This window comes from Virgibacillus carmonensis (assembly GCF_057836705.1).
Window position 1 is genome coordinate 19,396 of record NZ_JBYQFJ010000023.1, and the last position, 22,211, is coordinate 41,606.

Sequence of the window (22,211 nt, forward strand, 5' to 3'; positions counted from 1 at the left end):
ATGGTGTCTGGAAGCAGTATTATATAGCTCCTTTCGCTATTTTGGCAGTTGTTTGGAGCGGAGAACCGTTGACTCCTGCGGGAACAGCACGAGTCTGAAGACCCCGCAGCGGTGGTCTTCCCGAGGAGGCTGAAGCCGTGCCCGCGGAAAGCAACGGTCCGCAGCGGAAAACAACCAGCAGTCACTTCGCAGTTTATTTCCGGATCGGTATGTTACGTCGCATTTTTATATCAACTTCGGTGGTATTGAGCAACAAACTATACGAAAACTGCCTTCCAAAAAAAAATTACGAGAGAAATTTCTCTCGTAATAGTATTAATCTTTATCTTTTTCATTGAGAAAATCTGGATTGATCTCATCGAGCTCATCATTACTAACATCAAAATCCCAATCATCGTCGTCATCTTTATGATGAAATCCACTAGGGCTTACTTTCACGGAAATTTTAGTGTCACCTATTATTTGCACCAAAAATTCTCTTTCTATTTCAACTACAATTTTGTTACCTTGGTTCGTTATTTTGCATTCAAGGCAATTAGGTTGTTGTAACACCTTAGCTACTACGTCATAATCATCGTTAATACAATGGTCATCTTTAACGGATAGTTTAATATTGTCACAGTACGTAATTCTTTCTGTGACAACCTCTGTCTTGGTATTATCATTATACGAATACCAAATATTGATATCGTAGCTCCCATTTACCTCGACAGTGTCCTTTGATTTCTTCTTGGCATGATACAAATGGTTAATTACCCAGCACCCTAAAATGCTAGATGGTTTATGGGATGCTGAAACAGAATGTGTTGCTTCAACGAACCTGCGCCCTTTCCCACAAACGGCTTTGGTAATGATTTCTCTATATTCTTGATCAAGATATGTCATAATTCCGTTTACCTCCTCATTTTTCATAGTCATTTTATGCAAGACAAATACCTAAAGTGCATAACAAAACCATGAAAACAAAAGAAGATAAATATTATTCCCCTGAAAAGGTTGCCTAGACTGGGTTTTTGAAGTGAAAAGCCCAGGTAAGAAATATTATATTTCCTACCTGGACAATCAATTAGTGACTACATGATGAACCGTTTTTAGATTTTGAACCAGTTTCACCCGATAATAAATCGCCGCCTGTTGAACGGATCACGTCGTTTGTTACCTCACGAGCAATTGTACCAGATACAAGCTGCAAGACATCGTTTACAACGATTTGTGTTTCCTTAAATTCTTGAACAACAGGAATATCATCTATTTCTGCCTGCAGGCGATCTATTTCTTCTTCCACTCTCTTTAATGCTTCTTTTTTTTCATATGCCTGAAAATTGACTGCTTGCTTTTGTAAAGCTTTAATTTTGGTAATGAGTTTTTGTACCTTTTTGTTTTCATTTATTTTTGCTTCTACTTCTTTAAAACGATCTATCTCATCTGTATTAGCGAGCATTTGGGCTAGATTTCTTGCTTCATCTAATATCTGTTTACGTGTATATTCAGCCATGTTAATTCACCTCAACTGTATTTTCTACCATGATACCATTTAATGACCATGTCTTTGCTTCCGTTATATGAACCTCCACAATTTTTCCAATAGAAGATTCTGGTCCTTTAAAGTTTACAAGTTTATTTTTTTCTGTGTAGCCAGCCAAAACATCTGGATCTTTTTTGCTTTCACCCTCAACCAGCACTTTTACTACTTTATTTTCTAATCGTTTCATGGATTCTGCAGATTGCTTGTTAACTAGGTCATTTAAACGATATAAGCGCTGTTTCTTCACATCCATGGGTACATTATCTTTCTTTTTCGCTGCTGGAGTGCCATCTCGCGGTGAATAAATGTACGTATAAGCGGCCTCAAATCCTACTTCCGCCATCAGTGTCATCGTTTCCTCAAATTGTTCTTCAGTTTCGTTTGGAAAACCAACAATAATATCAGTAGTTAACGTAGCGTTTGGTATTGCTTTACGAATTTTTGCAACTAATTCTAAGTATTGCTCTCTGGTGTATTTACGATTCATCAATTTTAACACATCACTACTACCTGATTGAACAGGTAAATGTATATGATCTAATAAGTTACCACCTTGAGCTAACACTTCAATTAGATGGTCATCAAAATCTCTTGGGTGTGAAGTAGTAAATCTTACTCTGGGGATATCAACCCTGTGGATATCATCCATTAATTCCCCGAAACCGTACGCAATATCTTCAAAGTCTTTTCCATAAGCATTAACATTTTGACCTAATAGGGTGATTTCTTGATAGCCCTGTGCAGCCAAATGCCGTACTTCCTGAATGATATCTTCTGGTCTGCGGCTTCGTTCCTTACCTCTAGTCATTGGTACAATACAATACGTGCAAAACTTATCGCAACCATACATAATGTTTACCCAAGCCTTTATTTTACCTTTACGAACTTTAGGAAGGTTTTCAATGATATCCCCTTCTTTAGACCAAACTTCAACAACTTTGGCCTTACCAAAAAATGATTCTTTAATCAACTGAGGTAAGCGATGGATATTATGCGTACCAAAAATGAGGTCTACTTGCGGGTGCTTTTTCAAGATACGATTAACTACTGATTCCTCTTGTGACATACATCCACATACACCTAAAATTAGGTCTGGTTTCTCTAATTTTAATGGTTTTAAATGCCCGATCTCACCAAACACTTTATTTTCAGCATTTTCACGGATAGCGCAAGTGTTTAGTAGAATAATATCAGCATCTTCAGTTTGGTTAGTTGATTCATATCCTAACTCTGTTAAAATACCAGCCATTACCTCTGTATCATGTTCATTCATTTGACAACCATATGTACGGATTAAGAATTTTTTTCCTACTCCGATATTTTCGATATCTTCGGGAATCCCAAAATCATAATGAACATTTACTTTGTCCCGTCCACGCTTACGAGCTTTATTAAGATTTGGGGGTTCATAAGTAGTTTCAAAGTATTTTGCGAAATCTGAACTCGTTTTTTCTTGCAAAGGTTTGTCCTGGCCGGATTTTCTGTCCGCGGCATCTTTTTGCTTAATTTGGGATATTTCTTTACGCTGTTGTTCGTTCATGTGTGTAGCTCCTTTCTCTATTTAAACATACACATAGGTGCATAGATTTTCATTATTACAGTATAAAGCCTACATGCTAATTAAACAATAGATGGGGCCAGTTAGGGCAACTAAAATTCATCATTCACGTGAAAAAGTTACTATTTTCGACAAAAAAATAGTACTACACATTAAATGTATAGCACTTTCGATATAATCATCGTATTTTAGAGGATGTTCAAAAAGTCATCAAATGATAAATGGCGAATTTCTTCGTTACTCGGTTTTCCGGTCCTCACGTATTAAGTGCATAGAGGAACTGCTACTAAAACCATCGTCCTGGACAACACAGAAGTCAACACGTTCTGTGTAAGTAAGGTTCTCAAACCCTCATGCCTCCGAAGCAGGACGTGCTAGTGTCGACCTCTTTCTAATTCAGCGACTTTTTGAACACGCACTTTTATCTCGGTTCTACTATCAGCTTAATCGCTGTTCGTTCTTCATTATCAATCATAATATCTGTGAATGCTGGAACACATATTAAATCTACCCCACTGGGTGCGACAAAGCCTCGGGCGATTGCTACAGCTTTTACGGCCTGGTTTATCGCACCAGCACCGATTGCCTGCATCTCTGCTGTGCCACGTTCTCGTAGTACGTTTGCAAGTGCGCCTGCTACTGAATTTGGACTTGATTTTGCTGAAACTTTTAATACATCCATTACTAGTACCTCCCTTATATGCTAATGTAGTTCTATTACTACTATATTCATGGAGATGATAGCTTATTACCCTATTATGCATTAAAGATTCTCAACATTCAAATAGTCAACCAAAAAAAGGATGATCATCATTAATTAGTATACGCTCTACACGTGATGTTTTTCCGTTTTTCTCATCTATTGTGACTAAAAATCCATTTAGTTGTGTTCTTCCCTTTTTGTCCGTTTCAAAACGTACAGGTAAGTTTGTTAAAAAACGATTTATTACAGCGTCTTTTTCTACCCCCAAAATACCGTCATATGGTCCAGTCATTCCTACGTCGGTAATGTAACCAGTTCCCTGTGGCAAAATTCGTTCATCGGCAGTTTGTGTGTGTGTATGAGTACCAACCACAGCACTTACACGCCCGTCAACATACCAGCCCATTGCTTGTTTTTCGCTTGTTGCTTCTGCATGAAAATCAAGAAATATGACAGATGTTCTTTTTTTTGCCTCTTCAATTAATTCATCCACTTTACGGAATGGATCATCAAGCGGTGGAAGAAATGTGCGACCTTGCATATTAATAACGGCTATTTCTTTGCCGTTTATATTTATGAAAACAAGTCCATTACCAGGTGTCCCCTCAGGAAAATTTGCTGGGCGAATCATGTATTTTGCATCGTCGATAAATTCAAAAACCTCTTTTTTATCCCAAGTATGGTTACCCATTGTCACAACCTGTGCTCCAAGTTCTAAAAATTCTTTATAAATTTTTTCAGTAATTCCTTTACCTGCCGCAGCATTTTCACCATTTATAATCGTCATATTAGGACGATACTTTTCCTTTAGTTTTGGTAAATACTGCTTTACTGTATCTCGCCCCGGAGAACCTACCACGTCACCGATAAATAATATTTTCATTATATGTATCCATCCTATCTCTTTAGAAAAATTATTTGCCAAATAATAATGGCTAAAGTTTAAACGTATTATATAAGAATAGTGTTTCATAACAGCTATTTAAAGTTTAGAAAACTTGGCATTCGCCAAGCCTTTGGGTGAATGCCTTAATTGCACTTATGCAGAAAAAAATAAAAGCGGAACTATGTCCGCTTTTATTTCGCATACTCTACTGTTCTTGTTTCTCTGATAACAGTTACTTTAATATGGCCAGGATAGTCAAGCTCATTTTCAATTCGTTTTCGAATATCTCTAGCAACTCGAACTGAATCAAGATCATTTATCTCATCTGGTTTAACAATGATTCGAATTTCCCGACCAGCTTGAATTGCGAATGATTTCTCAACACCTGTAAATGACTCAGAAATTTCTTCAAGTTTTTCTAATCGTTTGATGTAATTTTCGAGTGTTTCACTTCTTGCACCTGGACGTGCAGCTGATAGTGCATCTGCTGCTGCCACTAAAACAGAAATAACTGAAGTAGCTTCTTCGTCGCCATGATGGGAAGCAATTGCGTTAATAACAACCTCATGTTCTTTGTACTTTATGCCAAGTTCTTTTCCAATTTCCACGTGGCTTCCTTCGACTTCATGATCAATCGCTTTACCAATATCATGAAGAAGTCCTGCTCTACGCGCTAACTTTTCATCTTCACCTAACTCTGCAGCAAGCAATCCAGATAGATAAGCAACTTCTGTAGAATGCTTCAATACATTTTGTCCATAGCTAGTGCGATACTTCAAACGTCCGAGTATTTTGACAAGGTCTGGATGGAGGCCATGTACTCCGATTTCGAACGTTGTTTCTTCCCCAATTTCTCGTATATATTCATCAACTTCACGACGAGCCTTATCAACCATTTCTTCGATTCGAGCTGGGTGAATACGACCATCTTGCACAAGTTTTTCTAATGCCATACGAGCAGTTTCTCTTCTGATTGGATCAAAACCTGATAAAATTACTGCCTCTGGTGTATCATCAATAATTAAATCAATACCAGTTAAGGTTTCTAATGTACGTATATTACGACCTTCACGTCCAATTATCCGCCCTTTCATTTCATCATTCGGAAGGTTAACCACAGATACAGTAGTTTCTGCTACATGATCTGCTGCACAACGCTGTAACGCCAAAGAAAGAATGCTTTTTGCTTTTTTATCTGCCTCTTCTTTTGCACGGTTTTCAGCTTCTTTTATCATTAGTGCTGATTCGTGTGTTACCTCTTGTTCGATGCGTTCTAAGATAATCTGCTTAGCTTGGTCCGTTGTATATCCTGAAATGCGTTCAAGCTCCGTTTGCTGCATTTGTATCATAGCTTCCACTTTGCTTTCCATTTCTTCAATTTGTTGTTGTTTTTCTGTTAGTGAGTTTTCTTTCTTCTCTAACAAGAGCTCACGCTTATCAAGCGTTTCACTTTTTCTGTCCAGATTTTCTTCTTTTTGCATTAGACGAGTTTCTTGTTTTTGTGATTCGTTTCGTCGTTCACGCAAATCTTGTTCTGTTTGCTGGCGAAGTTTGTGATTTTCATCTTTCGCCTCAAGAAGTGCTTCTTTTTTCGAAGCATCTGCATTTCGATGTGCTTCATCAACTATTTGCTTTGCTAATTTTTCTGCACTTGAAATTTTAGCTTCAGCTATAGATTTACGAATCAGATAACCAACAACAATACCGACGATTAGGGCAAGCAAAGCGGAGATGATTATTGTAATAATGTCCACGGTTTCACCTCCCATTGCTATAAAGTTGTACAATTCATTATTGTCGGCATGTACCAAATTTTAACTAAAAATATCAATATTTGTATAATGCAATTAAAATAATTATACATTCTAATTTTAATTGTCAACATTACCATTGTCAAGGAATCGTAAGAATTAAAAAATATAGTTTTATCGAGAGAGAGAATAACAGCCATGGTAACTGTCCAAAACCTACTAGAGTAATATAAAATAAAAGAAAAAGTAAATCCTCATTCCAATGGTTACAGAATGAGAATTTACTAGATATATTACATAATTAAGCGTTTGTTGAAGTTTCTTTTCCTTCTACTTCTTCAACATCGTCTTCTGGTGTGGCATCTAATTTATAATGATTACGAATCTTTTCTTTTATCTCTGCCATTACATTTTCATTCTCTTTTAAGAATTGTTTTGCGTTTTCCCGCCCTTGGCCAAGACGCTCCTCATTATAGGAATACCATGAGCCGCTCTTTTGAACGATATCTAAGTCTGAGCCGATATCAATGAGTTCGCCTTCTCTTGAAATCCCTTCGCCATACATAATATCAACTTCAGCGACTTTAAATGGTGGAGCAACTTTGTTTTTAACTACTTTAATTCGGGCTTTATTACCAAGTATATCGTTACCTTGTTTTAATGTCTCTGCACGACGTACTTCGAGTCGGACAGAAGAATAAAATTTAAGTGCACGTCCACCAGGAGTTGTTTCTGGGTTACCAAACATAATGCCGACCTTTTCCCTGATTTGGTTAATAAAAACAGCAGTAGTTCTTGATTTGTTGATAGCACCTGAAAGTTTTCTTAAAGCTTGAGACATGAGACGTGCTTGTAAACCAACATGCGCATCTCCCATATCTCCCTCTATTTCTGCCTTAGGAACTAATGCCGCAACCGAGTCTATAACAACAATATCCACTGCACCACTTCGAACGAGCGCTTCCGCGATCTCTAGTGCTTGTTCTCCTGTGTCTGGTTGTGATAAAAGCAATTCATCGATATCAACCCCTAGTGCTCTTGCATAGCTTGGATCAAGGGCATGCTCAGCATCAATAAACGCTGCCTGGCCACCCTTGCCTTGTGCCTCAGCAATTGCGTGTAAAGCTACTGTTGTTTTACCAGAGGATTCTGGACCATATATTTCCACAACACGTCCACGTGGATACCCACCAATTCCTAATGCTACATCCAAAGCTAACGACCCACTTGGAATAGTTGCAATCCTTTGTTCAGCTGTTTCACCTAATTTCATAATAGAACCTTTACCAAATTGTTTCTCTATATTTCTTAACGCCATATCTAATGCTTGTTTTTTATCGCTCAACGAGACAACCTCCTTTAACTAACTATATCTATCATACATGGTTTTATTTTATTTGCCAAGGCTAAAATCGAATAAATGTTCCCATTTTTTCATTGTTTATTTCTAAGTAATTCAGATTTAGCCATATAAGGAATAGCTAAAATACAATTTTTACTATAAACCAATAACTAACATACTATTTTAAGAAATTAAACAAAAGTTCATAGCCTTTCCAGACTGCTTTTTTTCTGATCGACTGACGGTCACCATGAAAAACAAATTTTTCTATTTGTTTTTTACCCATGTCATCAACTATCCCTATATATACAGTTCCTACTGGATGACCTTCTACACTACTTGGGCCAGCAACACCAGTAAAACTAATTCCTATAGATGATCCTAAAACAATGCGTATATTAGTTGCTAAGGAATCTGCGCATTCCTCACTAATCACACCAATATCTTTTGTAATACGTGTTGGAACTTGCAAGAGCTTTTCTTTAACTTTTGTATCATAACAAACAATCCCACCAGGACATACAGCTGATGCACCTTCTACACCTATCAATCTATTAGTAAACAATCCGCCTGTTAAACTTTCTGCAGCGGCAACCGTTTTACTCTGTTCCTTTAATAATTGAAAAACACGTTGATCAATGGTTTCATCATCAATCCCATATAAATGAGATCCAACTCTATTTGCAATTATTTGCTGTGTATCTGTTATTAATTGTTTTGCTTGTTCTTTTGTGTTAGCTTTTGCTGTCAAACGAATAGCAACCCCTTCTGTTTGAGCAAGTGGTGCAATCGTCGGGTTAGTTTGTGCAGCTATGATATCTTTTAGTTCATACTCTAATTGAGCTTCGCCTATACCAATAAACTGGAGCATTCTAGACGCTATAATAGTAGATTCTTCAGATAAATTTTGGATATAAGGTAATACTTCATCTGAAAATAGTTGCTTCATTTCTTTTGGAACACCAGGGAGAAAAACCCACACTTTATCATTTCGATTGATAATCATGCCCGGTGCCATTCCAACTTTATTTTCGAGTACAAATGCATCTTCAAATACTCGAGCCTGTTTTTTATTATTTGGTGTCATGGCTAGCAGTTGTTTGTCAAAATATGCAGAGATCTTATCCATTGAAAGCTTGTGTTCATTCATTGTTAAACCAGATAAAAGTTGAAACGCTTCCCTGGTTAGATCATCATCTGTAGGACCTAAACCGCCAGTAACCACAATGACATCCGAACGATTAGCCGCTTGATTAAATTGATCATGTACTCTTTTTAGATTATCACCTACTACACTATGAAAAAGCACGTTCACCCCATGTAATGCAAGTTTTTGCGAAATCCACTGTGCATTTGTATTTGCAATTTGACCTAGTAGAAGTTCTGTACCTACAGCAACAATTTCTGCATTTATTTGTTTCATCACTTCGAATCCCTCATCACGTTCCAGTTTTTAACAAAATAATCATAACCAGAATATACAGTAATAATTAATGCCGCGTAAAGGCTAACAATGTCAAAGCGAAAGCCTATATAAGAAAATGGGAAATTGTGAAGAAGTAATGCTGAAATAGACACTATTTGAATCCATGTTTTTAATTTACCCATTTGGCTAGCTGCTAGGACTACACCTTCTCCAGCTGCAACTAAACGTAATCCTGTTACAGCAAATTCCCTACTTATAATTACTATTACAACCCAAGCCGGTGCCAGACCCAGTTCTACAAGCAATATTAAGGCGGCGGAGACAAGAAGTTTATCTGCAAGTGGGTCTAAAAACTTCCCTAAATTTGTTACAAGATTATACTTACGCGCATAATATCCATCTACCCAATCAGTTGTTGAAGCTATGATAAATAATAATCCTGCTACCAAATGTGATATAGGTAACACCGCTTCACCAATATTTATCTCGCCCCAGTCAAAAGGAACGGATAATAATATGATGAAAATGGGAATTAAAAATATTCGGGATAGTGTAATCTTATTAGGTATGTTCATTGTTTTTCCTCCTATTACGTAAACCCTTCCACAAATAATTAAAGGGAAGGGTTTAACACATCTTATTATTCTTCAGTTTGATTAATATTTATCCATATTTTCTGATGTACCTTCTCTGTTTCATCAACAGGATATTCTAATTCGACCCCATTAATTGTAATTTGTAGGGCGGGGGCATTTCCAACATTAAAATAAATCCGTTTATCGCCAGAAACATCTATCTCTTTTGGTGAATTTTCAGCAGAAAAAGAACCTGCGTAATATTGTTTTTCTTTATCATTTGTTATTGCAAGATAGGTGTTAGCATCAGACTCGAGTGATATTACCACTTCTTCACTGGCATTGTTTAGATCAAATGTAGATTCCGGACTTGTGCCCGATCCTTCTTCCACTAAATCCAAAGTAGGTTCGACTTCCTCATCTGTATCTGGATCCTCTGCAGAAGTATCCGAATTTTCTTCATCTGAAGGCGTTTCATCTGTTGATGTTGATTCACTACCCTCATCAGGATTAGTGCCTTCATTAGATGTTTGATTGTCCTGAGTGTTTGTTTCTCCAGGGTCGTATATAATTTCATTATCATCTGAAGTGTCCACAGGATCTGTTGAATCATTGCCCGTTGTTTTTGAGATAAAATACCAAGCCGCAAAAAAGATACCAATTATAAGTAAAATAACAATTATTGTTGGAAAAAGAGAGAAAATCACCGGACCTCTCGAAGAATTTGAATCTCTTCTTGAGCGCTGAATTCGTGTATATTGTTCCGTGCTTTTTTCTTCTGTTTCTGGTACTTCCTCTTTATACTCATCTAATAATTCGTTAGGATCTAGTCCAACAGCTGCAGCATATTCTTTAATAAATGCACGAGCATAGAACTTCCCTGGTAACACATGAAAATTGCCTTCTTCAATAGCAACTAGATATCGTTTTTGAATCTTCGTTGTTTCCTGGACACTTTCAAGGGATAAATTTTGTGCTACACGCGCTTCCTTTAATTTCGTTCCAATTTCCATAAGTAACACCATCCAATTTAAAAATCAAACATCGAGAAACCATTTTCATTTGATGCGTTTTCTTTTTCTATAGGTTCGTATGTAATCTCTTCACCCTCATTACTGCGCAGTTCGATAATGTAATCAAAGTCTTTTAATTCATATTCAGTGGACTTTACAAACATATCTGGATGTTCCACAACTTTAATAGCAGGTATTGCCATTATTTCTCTAATTAATTGCCAATGCTTTTCGTTAGCACGACGCGTTGATACAATTCCATCAATGATATAAATATTGTCACTATTGTATTCATCTTTAATTAATTGACTCCGAATCGTTTGCTTTAATAATGTACTAGATACAAATAACCATCGTTTATTCGCACAAACACTCGCAGCCACAATCGATTCCGTTTTCCCAACCCTTGGCATTCCGCGGATTCCAATTAATTTGTGACCTTCCTTTTTATATAACTCTGCCATAAAATCAACTAATAGTCCTAATTCATCACGTACAAAGCGAAATGTTTTTTTGTCATCGACATCACTTTGTATATATCGGCCATGTCTCACAGCTAATTTATCACGTAACTTTGGTTTACGAAGCTTGGTGATTTTGATTGTTTCAGTTGTTTCCAAAATTGACCTTAGTCGGGTAATTTGTTCATCTTTTTTAGATAACAAAAGCATGCCTCGTCTCGAATTTTCAACACCATTAATTGAAATAATATTAATGGAAAGCATTCCTAATAAAGAAGAGATATCACCTAATAAACCAGGACGGTTATATTGAATTTCATATTCAAGGTACCATTCTGTTTTTTCCATAATACGCTCCTTTTTGTTACACGCTATTTTAATGTTACCTAATTAGAGCTGTAAATGCAATCTATCTTTAAAATAATAATAAATGATTTTTGATTCTGTGAAAAGAAGAATATGACTTATATGACAAAAAAGAAAAGAAGCTGCATGTTATCAGCTTCTTTAATCTGCATCCAAATAATTTACTGTTGTGTATTACCTTGGTTTTGAACAAGTTTAACCATTGTACTTGCCAATGCTTGCTTTTCTTCTTTTGAAGCAGCGGTCCATAACTCTCTTAAGACAGCTTCTTCATTATTTTTTGCGTCTACACTCTTCGATAGATAGTCGCCTACTTCATATGCTACGTTGTTGACCGCTTGTTGACTCATACCCTCAGATTGGGCTTGTTGCAAACGGTTTGACAAAAACTCTTTCCATGTATCAAAATTATCTAAAACAGACATCAAACATCCTCCTTTTAACTTATTTTACATAGATAGTATTTGAAAATCTAAATACTTTATACATGTAAGTTAGAGAAAAGGATTTTTACCATGCGCCGGTAATATTAATAATTTCTCCTTGGATATAAGTTGACTTCTCGTCCATTAGAAAACGAACTGTATGGGCAATTTCATCGGGAGACCCAGGTCTATTCGCCGGTATTTGATCGACAATTGCTTGCTTTTCTTCCTCTGAAAAGTGATGATTCATTTTAGTATCAATAAATCCAGGACTGATTGCATTAACGGATATACCACTCGGTGCAACCTCCTTAGCTAATGCTTTCACAAAACTATTTTGCGCCCCTTTAACTGATGAATATAAAACTTCATTACTTGCACCAACATTACCCCAAATGGATGTGATCAAAATAACTGTGCCTTTTTTCTTGTGCACCATAGTAGGCAGTAGATGGTTAACAATCATCCAAGGAGCTTTCACATGTAATGTCAGCATTTCGTCCATTACATCTTCTTCACTATCCTGGAAAAGTGCATGATGTGCTCTCCCACTCGCAATGATAATTGCATCTACGGAAAACACTAACTGGCTTATAAAATACTTAATTCCATCGGCACGGCTAAGGTCGGCTTTTATTTCTGACAAAATGCATTCTTCGTTTATCTTTTCTCGTAAATTTTTAAATCCATCATTATTTTTATTATAGTGAAGAAGAAGACTGCATCCCTCACTTGCCAATTGTTTAGCAATAGCTAGTCCAATATCGCCGCTTGCACCAACAATTAATACGGTTTTCCCCATTGTATCTCCCTATTCTGCTTTAATTTTAAATGAAGTTAACTGCTCTTCTTTAATCCAATCCTTTAAAAATGACGAAACTTCTTCATATGTTAATGATTGTAACCTTGGAATTATCTCTAAGAAATCAATTCCCATCGTATGATAATGAATATATTTTTTCGCCATAAACTCAATCGAGTTCATGGCACGCAACAATTGCCCAATTTGCTTTTTCTTCATCCGTTCAAATTCAGCTTCACTTATCTTCTTTTCTTTGATACTTAGCAACATTTCTTTTACAAGTTTGTCGAATTCTTCGGGTTTTGAGGTATTACTCCCTATTATTGCATACCCAAATCCCTTTTCAATCGTTGTTTCAAAATAGAAACTATTGTCAATTATACCTTTCTGATACAATGCCTGATAAAATGAACCTCCTTCTGAAAAGTAAAAATCTATTATCATACCTTGCACAAGATCGTTTATTAAGAAGGTGTCGCTATCTAATTCATCCACCGTCCCTTTAATTCCGACTGAACACTTCGGTATAGAAACTGGCATGTTAATCGTTGTTTCTTTTTTAAATACTTCCTTTGGTTCATCTGGCATTACACGTTTGATTTCATCTGATGGAGGGAATTTTTTGGACAGTTGATTTTGCTTAATAAGTTCCATCATCTTTTCTTCATCAAAGTTACCTGCTATAAACAAAGTCATGTTATCAGGATGATAGAAAGTTTGGTAACATTCATATAAATCCTCTTTTGTGATAGAAGCAATTGATTCTATTGTACCTGCAATATCTACCTTAACCGGATGATGATGAAATAAATTTTGAATAGTACCCATAAAAACCCGCCAATCCGGTTGGTCATCATACATCGTGATTTCTTGACCAATTATACCTTTTTCCTTCTCAACTGATTGGTCTGAAAAGTAAGGTTCTTGTACAAAATCAAGTAATGTCTCTACATTTTGCTCAATATAATTAGTTGCAGTAAATAAGTATGCCGTTTTCGTGAAAGACGTAAAAGCATTTGCTGAAGCGCCTTGTTTACTAAAGTCAGCAAATACGTCATGATCCTCTTTTTCAAATAGCTTGTGCTCCAAGAAGTGAGCGACTCCCTCAGGAACTGTAATGGCGTCCTGTTTATTTCTCGGAACAAAGGAAAGGTCAATGGATCCATAGTCCGTTGAAAATATGGCAAACGTCTTGGATAGCTCTTGTTTTGGTAACAAAAATACGGTTAACCCATTTGAAAGCTTCTCTGTTAGTAATACTTCGTTTATATCATCATATTTTTTCTTAGACAATTTGATTACTCCTCTCCCTTAGTTGTAAGTAAATAAGTAGTGTCTTCCACAATAGATTGACCCACATCAAGAATGTCCTGCTTGCTAACCGCTTGTATATTTGAAATTAAATCATCGGGTGATAAGGAATGACTTGCTACTACCTGTTGATACAACATTTCAATTATGCCTTGTGGATGATCCAGTGTTTCTAGAAGCTGATTTACAATTAATTCTTTTGTGGAACTGATTTCACCTTCCGTAAAATCGCCATTTTTCATTGCATCCATTTGTTGATCCATGATTTCTTTAGCTTGTTGAAAGTCTTTCGGGGCAATACCACTGAAAACGAATAATAAACCCTTATGACTCTCTATACGGGACGCTGCATAATAGGCGAGGCTATTTTTTTCCCGGACGTGATAGAAAAGTTTTGAATTAGGAAATCCACCAAACATTCCATTAAATACTTGTAATGCGGAATACAATTTATCTTTGTAGGTACAATTCGTTCGGTAACCAATATGAAGTTTAGCCTGTTGTAATTTCTGTTTCTCTGTTACTGTTTTTCGTTCACTATTTTTCTTCTTTTCACTCGTTGACTCGATGGACTTGTTTGAAGAAAGACCTTTTCCAATATGTTTTGTAATTGCATTTGTCATCTGAATTTCTTCAAAATCACCTAATACATAAAAATCCACACTGTTTTCCTTTAAAACTGACTGGTAGTATGTAAACAGGTTCTCACCATTCAACTCTGGTAAATCATCTAAATAACCATGTACGTGGGTTTGATATAGCTCATCCTCACACATTTCATCAATTAAACGCATATTAGCGTAACGCATCTTATCATCCATTATTGAACTAATTTTTCGTTCTAATGTTTCTTTTTCACGTTCAACAATTGGTGAATCAAAGCTATTTCCAGATGCTTTTGGCTTATTTATTATTTCATTTAAAAGTTCAATAGTGTCCTCTATAAGCGCAGACTCATTCTCCAAGAAACGTTGATTTGGAATTTCCAAGCGGAACGTGATAATATGAAAATCGCCTTTTTTAGTCCCATCAATAGATAAAACTGCACCATATAAATCATCCAACTTTTGTTGTAATTCACTACGATTTGGAAATTTATTTGTTCCCTGTTGCAAAATATATGGAAGAATTGCGCGCTTTGTAATGGTAGATCGATTTAAAGGTTCCTTAAATTTAACTACAAAATTTAGGGTTTTAAACTTTTTGCTAGGCACCAAGTGAACGCTAAGTCCACCTGATTTCACCACTTTTTCATTGACTTGGTTCATTAAATACATCTCCATAGTATAATATTTTTTGACAAAACTACTTTGAACATCCTCTACTACAGTCCTGTTCTATAGTATTAACCGTTTATACCATTAATATTGCAAAAAAACTGACTTGCCATGTATTCAGCAAGTCAGTTTATTATATCTTATCTACTACCTTTAATATATGGAACACCATTAGCCTTTGGTGCTTCCGCTCGGCCAATGAATCCAGCTAACGCCAGAATGGTAAGTACATAAGGAGCAATTAATAAGAAAACCTGTGGTACATCTTCTAACAATGGTATACCTGCACTGATAACACTTAAACTTTGTGCAAAACCAAAAAATAATGCAGCCCCCATAGCTCCAAGAGGATGCCATTTACCAAAAATAACAGCAGCTAGCGCCATGAAACCTTGACCAACAATGGTTGCGTGCGAAAAGTTTAATGCAATGGTTAATGCAAAAACAGAACCACCCAAACCACCCATTGCCCCTGATAAAAGTACTGCAATATAACGCATTTTATACACACTTATTCCATTTGTATCAGCTGCCATAGGATGTTCACCTACCGCACGCAGTCGCAATCCAAATGGTGTTTTATACAATACGTACCAAGCTACAAAAGCAAGTGCAATTGCTAAATAAGATGTTAAATAAATACCTTGAAAGAAGATTGGTCCTAAAACAGGGATATCACTTAGGTATGGAATGTCGGTTGTATAGAATGGTTTGCTTACCATATCCGTCTGGCCTTTATCATACCATTGCTTGGTTAAGAAGACTCCTAAACCTAAAGCTAGAAAATTAATTGCTACACCACTTACTACTTGATCTGCTCTAAACGTAATGGATGCAACCGCATGAATAAGTGAAAATATCGCTGAAACAACCATTGCTACTAAAATGGAAACCCAAGGAGTCCACATTCCTAACGTATCAGCAAAGGTGAGGTTAAACACAACTCCTACGAATGCCCCCATAACCATTAATCCTTCAAGTCCTATATTAACTACCCCGGAACGTTCACTAAAAACGCCACCCAGCGCTGTAAAAATAAGAGGTGCTGAAAAGAATAATGCAGGTGGAATAATTGATTGTAATAGATCTACAATGTTCATTTATTTCCCCTCCTTTTTAAAGCGTAGAATAGCCCATCTGATGATATAGCTTGATGCTACAAAGAAAATGATAATTGCAATTATAATATCCACTAATTCTGCAGGTACATCTGCCGCAAGTGGCATATTTAAAGCACCAACTTTTAATATACCAAATAAACAAGCAGCAATAATAACACCAATTGCTGTATTTGCACCCAATAAGGCGACAGCTATTCCATCAAATCCTAAATTCGTAAAACCTGATTGTACAGACATATAACCAAATGTACCGAGTCCCTCAGTTGCTCCTGCAAGTCCTGCGAAAGCCCCAGAAATAACCATTGAGAATACGATATTCTTTTGTACATTCATTCCAGCATATTTAGATGCATGTTGATTAAATCCAACAGATCGTAGCTCATAACCCGTAGTAGTTTTTTCAATGATGAACCACATAATTAATGCTGCAAATAATGCTAATAGTATTCCATAATGCATCCGCGAGTAAAAAGTCATTTGTTGTAACCACTCGGATGCCATAGACGCTGTTGCTGGAATCGTTTCAGTTGAATCCTTTGAATCTGTTAATATGTTTCGAATAACGGCATTCGTTATATATAATGCCGTATAATTCAACATAATGGTTACGATAACTTCATGAACACCTAACTTTGCTTTCAGTATACCTGGGATAAACCCCCATAGCCCACCTGCAACCGCTGAGACTAATACAGCAAGTGGCAAATGAATATAAATGGGTGCATCTACAGCAAGTCCTATCCATACCGCTGCCAGCCACCCAACAATTACTTGCCCCTCAGCACCGATATTAAACAGTCCTGAACGGAAAGCAAAAGCAACGGCTAATCCGGTTAAAATGTATGGTGTTATTTGTCTAACTGTTTCACCCATAAAGTACAAATCACCAAACGCGCCATTCCAAAGTGCAAGATAACCTTCTATTGGATTATAACCAAAAACCAGCATAAGAATAGCACCTGAAAACAAGCCAAGAATTACAGATATTACGGGTACTAAAATGTTAAATAATTTGTTAGATGTCATCTTTATCACCTGCCTCTGTTTTCGTACTTCCAGCCATTAGCAGACCTAACCCTTGTTCATTTGTTTCTTCTGGTTTGACATTCGCTACAACTTTCCCATCAAACATTACCGCAATTCGATCGCTTACATCTAATACTTCATCTAGTTCAAAAGAAACTAGTAAAACCGCTTTTCCTTTATCCCGTTCTTCCACTAGTTTACTATGAATAAATTCAATCGCACCTACATCAAGACCTCTTGTAGGTTGAGCAGCGATTAGTAAATCTGGAGATCGGTCTATTTCTCGACTAATAATTGCTTTTTGCTGATTTCCTCCTGAGAGTGCCCGTGCTTTCGTGTAAACACTTGGAGTTCGTACATCATACTCTTCGACCAATTCATTCGCCTTTATATAGATTTCCTTAAAATTAAGAACATTATTTTTGGAATATGGCTTCTGGTAATAAGTTTGTAATACGATGTTTTCAGCTACCGGAAAATCTAGTACTAAACCATATTTATGACGGTCCTGTGGAATGTGTCCGACGCCACTTTCTGTTACCTTTCGTGGTTTAAAGTTGGTAATGTTTTTCCCGTTAACTTTTACTGAGCCTGACTGGGATTTCGTTAATCCCGTTATGGCTTCAATTAATTCAGTTTGTCCATTCCCATCTACACCTGCAATGCCAACAATTTCACCTGCACGAACCTCTAGATTTAAATCTTTTACTATATTGATATTTCTAGAATCCTTCACATTTAAATTATTGATTTCCAAAACAACATTCGCTGGTTTTGCAGGTTTTTTTTCTGTTGTAAAATTAACCTCACGACCCACCATTAAGGAAGCTAACTCTGTTACATTCGTCTCACTCACATTAACAGTTCCAATACCTTTACCTTTACGAATTACAGTACATCTATCACAAACTTGCATAATTTCCTTTAATTTGTGCGTAATAAGAATAATAGATTTTCCTTCATTAATTAGCGAGTGCATAATGTCAATTAGTTCCTTAATTTCTAAGGGAGTTAATACCGCTGTTGGCTCGTCAAAAATTAAAACATTTGCACCACGATACAACGTTTTTAATATTTCCACGCGCTGTTGCATACCAACAGATATATCCCGAATCTTAGCTGTTGGATTTACTTTCAGTCCATATTTGTCTGAAAGCTCTTGAACTTCTTTTTCAGCCTTTTTAATGTCAATTTTTCCATTTTTTGTTGGTTCGCTTCCTAGAATAATATTTTCTGTTACCGAATAGTTATCTACTAACATAAAATGCTGGTGAACCATCCCAATACCTAATTTAGTTGCAACGTTAGGATCAGTAATGTTCACTCTTTTACCATCATAACGAATTTCACCTTTTTCCGGCTGGTACAGTCCAAATAAAACATTCATTAAGGTTGACTTTCCTGCACCATTTTCACCTAACAATGCATGAATTTCACCTTTCTTTACTTGGACTGTAATATTATCATTAGCGACAATGCCTGGAAATTCTTTTCGTATATTAAGCATTTCTACTACATAATCCAAATTTTTCACTCCCCCTATTAAAAATGCGGTTCTATAAATTAATGTTGCCTTGAAAGATCTCCAAATGAAAAGGGCCGGAACATTCTCCTCTTCATTTGAAGACTTTCAATCTGTTTATTTATTAAGGCTGTTTTCGTATAGTTTGTTGCTCATACCACCGAAGTTGATATAAAATGCGACGTAAGTAATTTGGTTGGACAACCGTTCCGGAAATCCACTACGCGCACCTTAGGGCGAGTGTCGAGCCTCCTCGGACTGCCGTCCTGCGGGGTCTCGCCGATCTCTTGCTTCCCGCAGGAGTCTCCGTAGATTTCCTTCACTAGAATTCTGCTTAACAATTTCAATTTATTTGGTTGCTTATATCATATAGGCAGCCTGCAATTTGTGGCAGTTGATTGGAGCGGAGGGCAGTCGACTCCTGCGGGAGGTTAGGCATAGGTGAGACTCCGCAGTGCGGCAGCAATCCTTTTTTGCGAGGAGTGCAACAACACTGAATTAACTCGCAACACGACGAGCACGAGGAGGCTCACCAGCCGCCCGCGGAAAGCGACTGCCCGCAGCGGAAAACAACCCAGCCTATACGTCGCAGTTTATAGATTTTGTGTCAAAAACAACAATCTTTCAGAAAACAGCCTTTATTAAAACAGTAAGAAAAGCGCAAGCGTCTTGGTCAGCCTCAGCAAGTTTAAGACGAATCTCTAAGTGATGGTTTTTATCACAAAGAGATTTGACTTAAAACCTCAGGCGGGCTAGGCGCTGGAACTAGATAAAAGGCTGGACATATCCAGCCTTTTAACTTTCTATAGTGCTTCTACATATGCTTTTGTTTCTTCACGTGTTTTTGGAACTTCAATTTCGCCACTTACAATTTTCTCTTTCCACTCTTCAATAGCCTTGATGATTTCCTCTGTTAAAGCCTCTTTGTTTGTTTTCGCAACAGAAACAGCATCATCTTCTAAACCATATGCAAGAACTTCTCCACCCGGAAATTCTCCATTCATAGCTAGATTAGCAACATCTTGAACTGCAAGATCAACACGTTTAACCATTGATGTTAGCGTCACGTTATAATCACCAATTTGACCTTCGTCATATTGGTCACGGTCAACACCAATTACCCATATTTCTTTATCTGGGTTATTTTGTTTAATATCTTTTGCTTGAGCAAAAACACCGTTTCCAGTAGCGCCTGATGAATGATAGATTACATCAATCCCGTCATTGTACATGCTTGAAGCAATTAACTTACCATCATCTGGGGCATCAAATGCTCCTGCATATTGCACTTTAACTTCAATATCGGGATTTACTGATTTAGCACCAGCGATATAACCGGATTCAAACTTGTTAATTAGTTCTGAATCGGTTCCACCAATGAAACCAATTTTATTTGTTTTTGTTTTCTTTGCAGCAGCAACACCAACTAAGAAAGATCCTTGTTGCTCTTTAAATGTAATGCTTGCAACATTTGGCTGATCTACAACAGAGTCCACAATCCCAAATTTTGTTTCAGGAAATTGTTCTGCAGATTTACTGATAGCATCATTTAACTTATATCCGATTCCAAAGATTAAATTATAATCATCACGAACTAGGCGGGTAATATTAGGCATATAGTCCGCATCTTCGTTTGATTGAATGTAATCAAAGTTTGTGTCTTGTTCGAAACCATGCTCTTCGCCCCAGGCTTGCAGTCCTTCCCATGCTGATTGGTTAAATGATTTATCATCCACTCCACCAACATCTGTAACCATACCTACTTTATAATCGCCAGATTCCTCAGACTTATTGTCATCAGAACCACTTCCAGAACTCTCTGATTTTTCACCTGAATCCCCACAAGCTGCTAAAATTATTCCTAGACTTAACAACATAGCAAACAGTAATAAAAATTTACGATTTTTCAATCTAAATACCCCCTATTTTAGTAGTTAATTATGACTATAATCAGACTAAACGCGTATCCAGTTGCGTTAACAACCACCTCCCTAAAAAAATGAAACCCCTTACATACGTTTCCTTAATACATGAAAGCTAAATACATCGGACCGGAAGTAGTTAGCGGAATATAATATTGGTTCATCTTCTTCCGTATAATGCATTTGTTTCAAAAGTAATAAAGACTGATCAGGATCACAATTTAATATTTCATAAATACGATCATGATAACCAATCGGTTCGATATACGTAACCGCATACGTAATTCTTTTATGGGAATATTCTTCAATTAACTTAAATAGAGAATCCTCTTTATGTACACGTTCTAAAGGTATTATTCCCTCGGGAACCTTATCAATACAAAACACGACGGGATCATTATCTGCTGTTCTGACTCGTTCAATTTGTGCTATTGTATGGATTTCTTTTGGTGAAAATCTTATTTTATCTTCTTCCATTGGCTCTAATAGCTCTGTGGATAAATATTGTGAGCCAGGAATTCTACCAGAGTTTTCAATCATTAACGTCACACTGTTTAATTGTTCGATACCTGAAGAAAAAATTGGTTTTGGATTTACAAAGGTTCCAACACCATGTTTACGGGTCACAACATTTTCTTCTTCCAAAATACGTAATGCTTCTCGTAAAGTCGCACGTGACACTCCTAATTGTTTTGATAGTTGAAATTCAGATGGAAGCTTTTCTTTTTCTTTGTAATTCTCCTGCTGAATATCGCGCTTAATTTCTTCGATAACTTGTAAGTATAGATGACGTGAATCGGTTTTGATCGACATAGTGACCCCCTGTTTGACAATCTTACTAGTGATAAAAGAGATCTGACATCTGACGTGTGACTCTTTTGTCCGAAATAAATATAACACTTTTAAAATGATAAATAAACACTATAGGTCAAATTTCTCAAAAAAGTTTAACGCTTTTCTACATTTTCAGTCATTTAACTCATAACAAAATCGGACGGTGCTGGCAGGACTGCCAGCACCGTCCGATTATTTGCTGCATAAATTTGAAACACTGTAGATAAGCGAGGTACATTATCAGCCACGTCCAGGTCATACGGCAATAACCGGGCACTTCCGCTTTTGTTCAAAGCAAAGAAAGCGATTATATGTCTAGCTCCAGCACCTAGGCACTCGAGACATAAGCAGTTTACTTCCGCGCG

The 22,211-nt window shown here is 36.8% G+C and carries 21 protein-coding genes; all 21 read right to left on the reverse strand.

Features of this window, described 5'->3' with window-relative positions; translation table 11 throughout:
• Positions 1-315: 315 nt before the first annotated feature.
• Positions 316-885, reverse strand: coding sequence for an outer spore coat protein CotE (locus AC3G7N_RS15595; protein ID WP_489423086.1), 570 nt, complete (start codon positions 883-885; stop codon positions 316-318).
• 181 nt (positions 886-1,066) lie between these two features.
• Positions 1,067-1,495: a YlbF/YmcA family competence regulator gene (locus AC3G7N_RS15600; RefSeq protein WP_489423087.1), complete on the reverse strand. Its 429-nt coding sequence runs from the start codon at positions 1,493-1,495 to the stop codon at positions 1,067-1,069.
• A 1-nt stretch (position 1,496) separates the two neighbouring features.
• Positions 1,497-3,065 carry a tRNA (N6-isopentenyl adenosine(37)-C2)-methylthiotransferase MiaB gene (miaB, locus tag AC3G7N_RS15605; RefSeq protein WP_489423088.1) on the reverse strand — a complete coding sequence of 523 codons (1,569 nt, stop codon included), beginning with the start codon at positions 3,063-3,065 and terminating at the stop codon, positions 1,497-1,499.
• A 439-nt stretch (positions 3,066-3,504) separates the two neighbouring features.
• Entirely contained in the window at positions 3,505-3,765 is a 261-nt protein-coding gene (locus AC3G7N_RS15610; protein WP_089532513.1) for a stage V sporulation protein S, read from the reverse strand.
• A 106-nt stretch (positions 3,766-3,871) separates the two neighbouring features.
• On the reverse strand, positions 3,872-4,669 hold the full coding sequence (locus AC3G7N_RS15615; protein WP_489423089.1) for a TIGR00282 family metallophosphoesterase: 798 nt from the start codon (positions 4,667-4,669) through the stop codon (positions 3,872-3,874).
• Between the two features lie 194 nt (positions 4,670-4,863).
• Complete coding sequence (rny, locus tag AC3G7N_RS15620) at positions 4,864-6,441, reverse strand: ribonuclease Y (RefSeq protein ID WP_489423090.1); 1,578 nt, start codon at positions 6,439-6,441, stop codon at positions 4,864-4,866.
• Between the two features lie 283 nt (positions 6,442-6,724).
• Positions 6,725-7,768, reverse strand: a complete 1,044-nt coding sequence (gene recA / locus AC3G7N_RS15625; RefSeq protein ID WP_489423091.1) for a recombinase RecA — start codon at positions 7,766-7,768, stop codon at positions 6,725-6,727.
• A 175-nt stretch (positions 7,769-7,943) separates the two neighbouring features.
• On the reverse strand, positions 7,944-9,188 hold the full coding sequence (locus AC3G7N_RS15630; RefSeq protein ID WP_489423114.1) for a competence/damage-inducible protein A: 1,245 nt from the start codon (positions 9,186-9,188) through the stop codon (positions 7,944-7,946).
• Positions 9,188-9,766 carry a CDP-diacylglycerol--glycerol-3-phosphate 3-phosphatidyltransferase gene (gene pgsA / locus AC3G7N_RS15635; RefSeq protein WP_489423092.1) on the reverse strand — a complete coding sequence of 193 codons (579 nt, stop codon included), beginning with the start codon at positions 9,764-9,766 and terminating at the stop codon, positions 9,188-9,190. The genes AC3G7N_RS15630 and pgsA overlap by 1 nt, the downstream gene beginning before the upstream one ends.
• A 65-nt stretch (positions 9,767-9,831) precedes the next feature.
• Positions 9,832-10,779, reverse strand: a complete 948-nt coding sequence (locus AC3G7N_RS15640) for a helix-turn-helix domain-containing protein (protein ID WP_489423093.1) — start codon at positions 10,777-10,779, stop codon at positions 9,832-9,834.
• Between the two features lie 17 nt (positions 10,780-10,796).
• Positions 10,797-11,588 (reverse strand): DUF3388 domain-containing protein, encoded by a 792-nt coding sequence (locus AC3G7N_RS15645; protein WP_489423094.1) that lies wholly within the window; start codon positions 11,586-11,588, stop codon positions 10,797-10,799.
• A gap of 179 nt (positions 11,589-11,767) precedes the next feature.
• The gene (locus AC3G7N_RS15650) at positions 11,768-12,031 is read right to left on the reverse strand and encodes a DUF3243 domain-containing protein (RefSeq protein ID WP_489423095.1); all 264 of its coding nucleotides are present in this window, start codon (positions 12,029-12,031) and stop codon (positions 11,768-11,770) included.
• An 85-nt stretch (positions 12,032-12,116) separates the two neighbouring features.
• On the reverse strand, positions 12,117-12,833 hold the full coding sequence (gene ymfI, locus AC3G7N_RS15655; protein ID WP_489423096.1) for an elongation factor P 5-aminopentanone reductase: 717 nt from the start codon (positions 12,831-12,833) through the stop codon (positions 12,117-12,119).
• Between the two features lie 9 nt (positions 12,834-12,842).
• Positions 12,843-14,126 (reverse strand): EF-P 5-aminopentanol modification-associated protein YfmH, encoded by a 1,284-nt coding sequence (gene yfmH, locus AC3G7N_RS15660; RefSeq protein ID WP_489423097.1) that lies wholly within the window; start codon positions 14,124-14,126, stop codon positions 12,843-12,845.
• Positions 14,127-14,131: 5 nt separating this feature from the next.
• Complete coding sequence (yfmF, locus tag AC3G7N_RS15665; RefSeq protein ID WP_489423098.1) at positions 14,132-15,412, reverse strand: EF-P 5-aminopentanol modification-associated protein YfmF; 1,281 nt, start codon at positions 15,410-15,412, stop codon at positions 14,132-14,134.
• Between the two features lie 149 nt (positions 15,413-15,561).
• The gene (locus tag AC3G7N_RS15670) at positions 15,562-16,521 is read right to left on the reverse strand and encodes an ABC transporter permease (RefSeq protein ID WP_489423099.1); all 960 of its coding nucleotides are present in this window, start codon (positions 16,519-16,521) and stop codon (positions 15,562-15,564) included.
• Entirely contained in the window at positions 16,522-17,568 is a 1,047-nt protein-coding gene (locus AC3G7N_RS15675) for an ABC transporter permease (protein WP_489423100.1), read from the reverse strand.
• Positions 17,558-19,093, reverse strand: a complete 1,536-nt coding sequence (locus tag AC3G7N_RS15680) for an ABC transporter ATP-binding protein (protein WP_489423101.1) — start codon at positions 19,091-19,093, stop codon at positions 17,558-17,560. Before AC3G7N_RS15680 ends, AC3G7N_RS15675 begins: the two co-directional genes overlap by 11 nt.
• Before the next feature lie 800 nt (positions 19,094-19,893).
• Positions 19,894-21,000, reverse strand: coding sequence for a BMP family lipoprotein (locus tag AC3G7N_RS15685; RefSeq protein ID WP_489423102.1), 1,107 nt, complete (start codon positions 20,998-21,000; stop codon positions 19,894-19,896).
• A gap of 99 nt (positions 21,001-21,099) precedes the next feature.
• The gene (locus AC3G7N_RS15690; RefSeq protein ID WP_489423103.1) at positions 21,100-21,825 is read right to left on the reverse strand and encodes a GntR family transcriptional regulator; all 726 of its coding nucleotides are present in this window, start codon (positions 21,823-21,825) and stop codon (positions 21,100-21,102) included.
• Between the two features lie 161 nt (positions 21,826-21,986).
• Entirely contained in the window at positions 21,987-22,139 is a 153-nt protein-coding gene (locus tag AC3G7N_RS15695) for a hypothetical protein (protein WP_489423104.1), read from the reverse strand.
• Positions 22,140-22,211 lie beyond the last annotated feature (72 nt).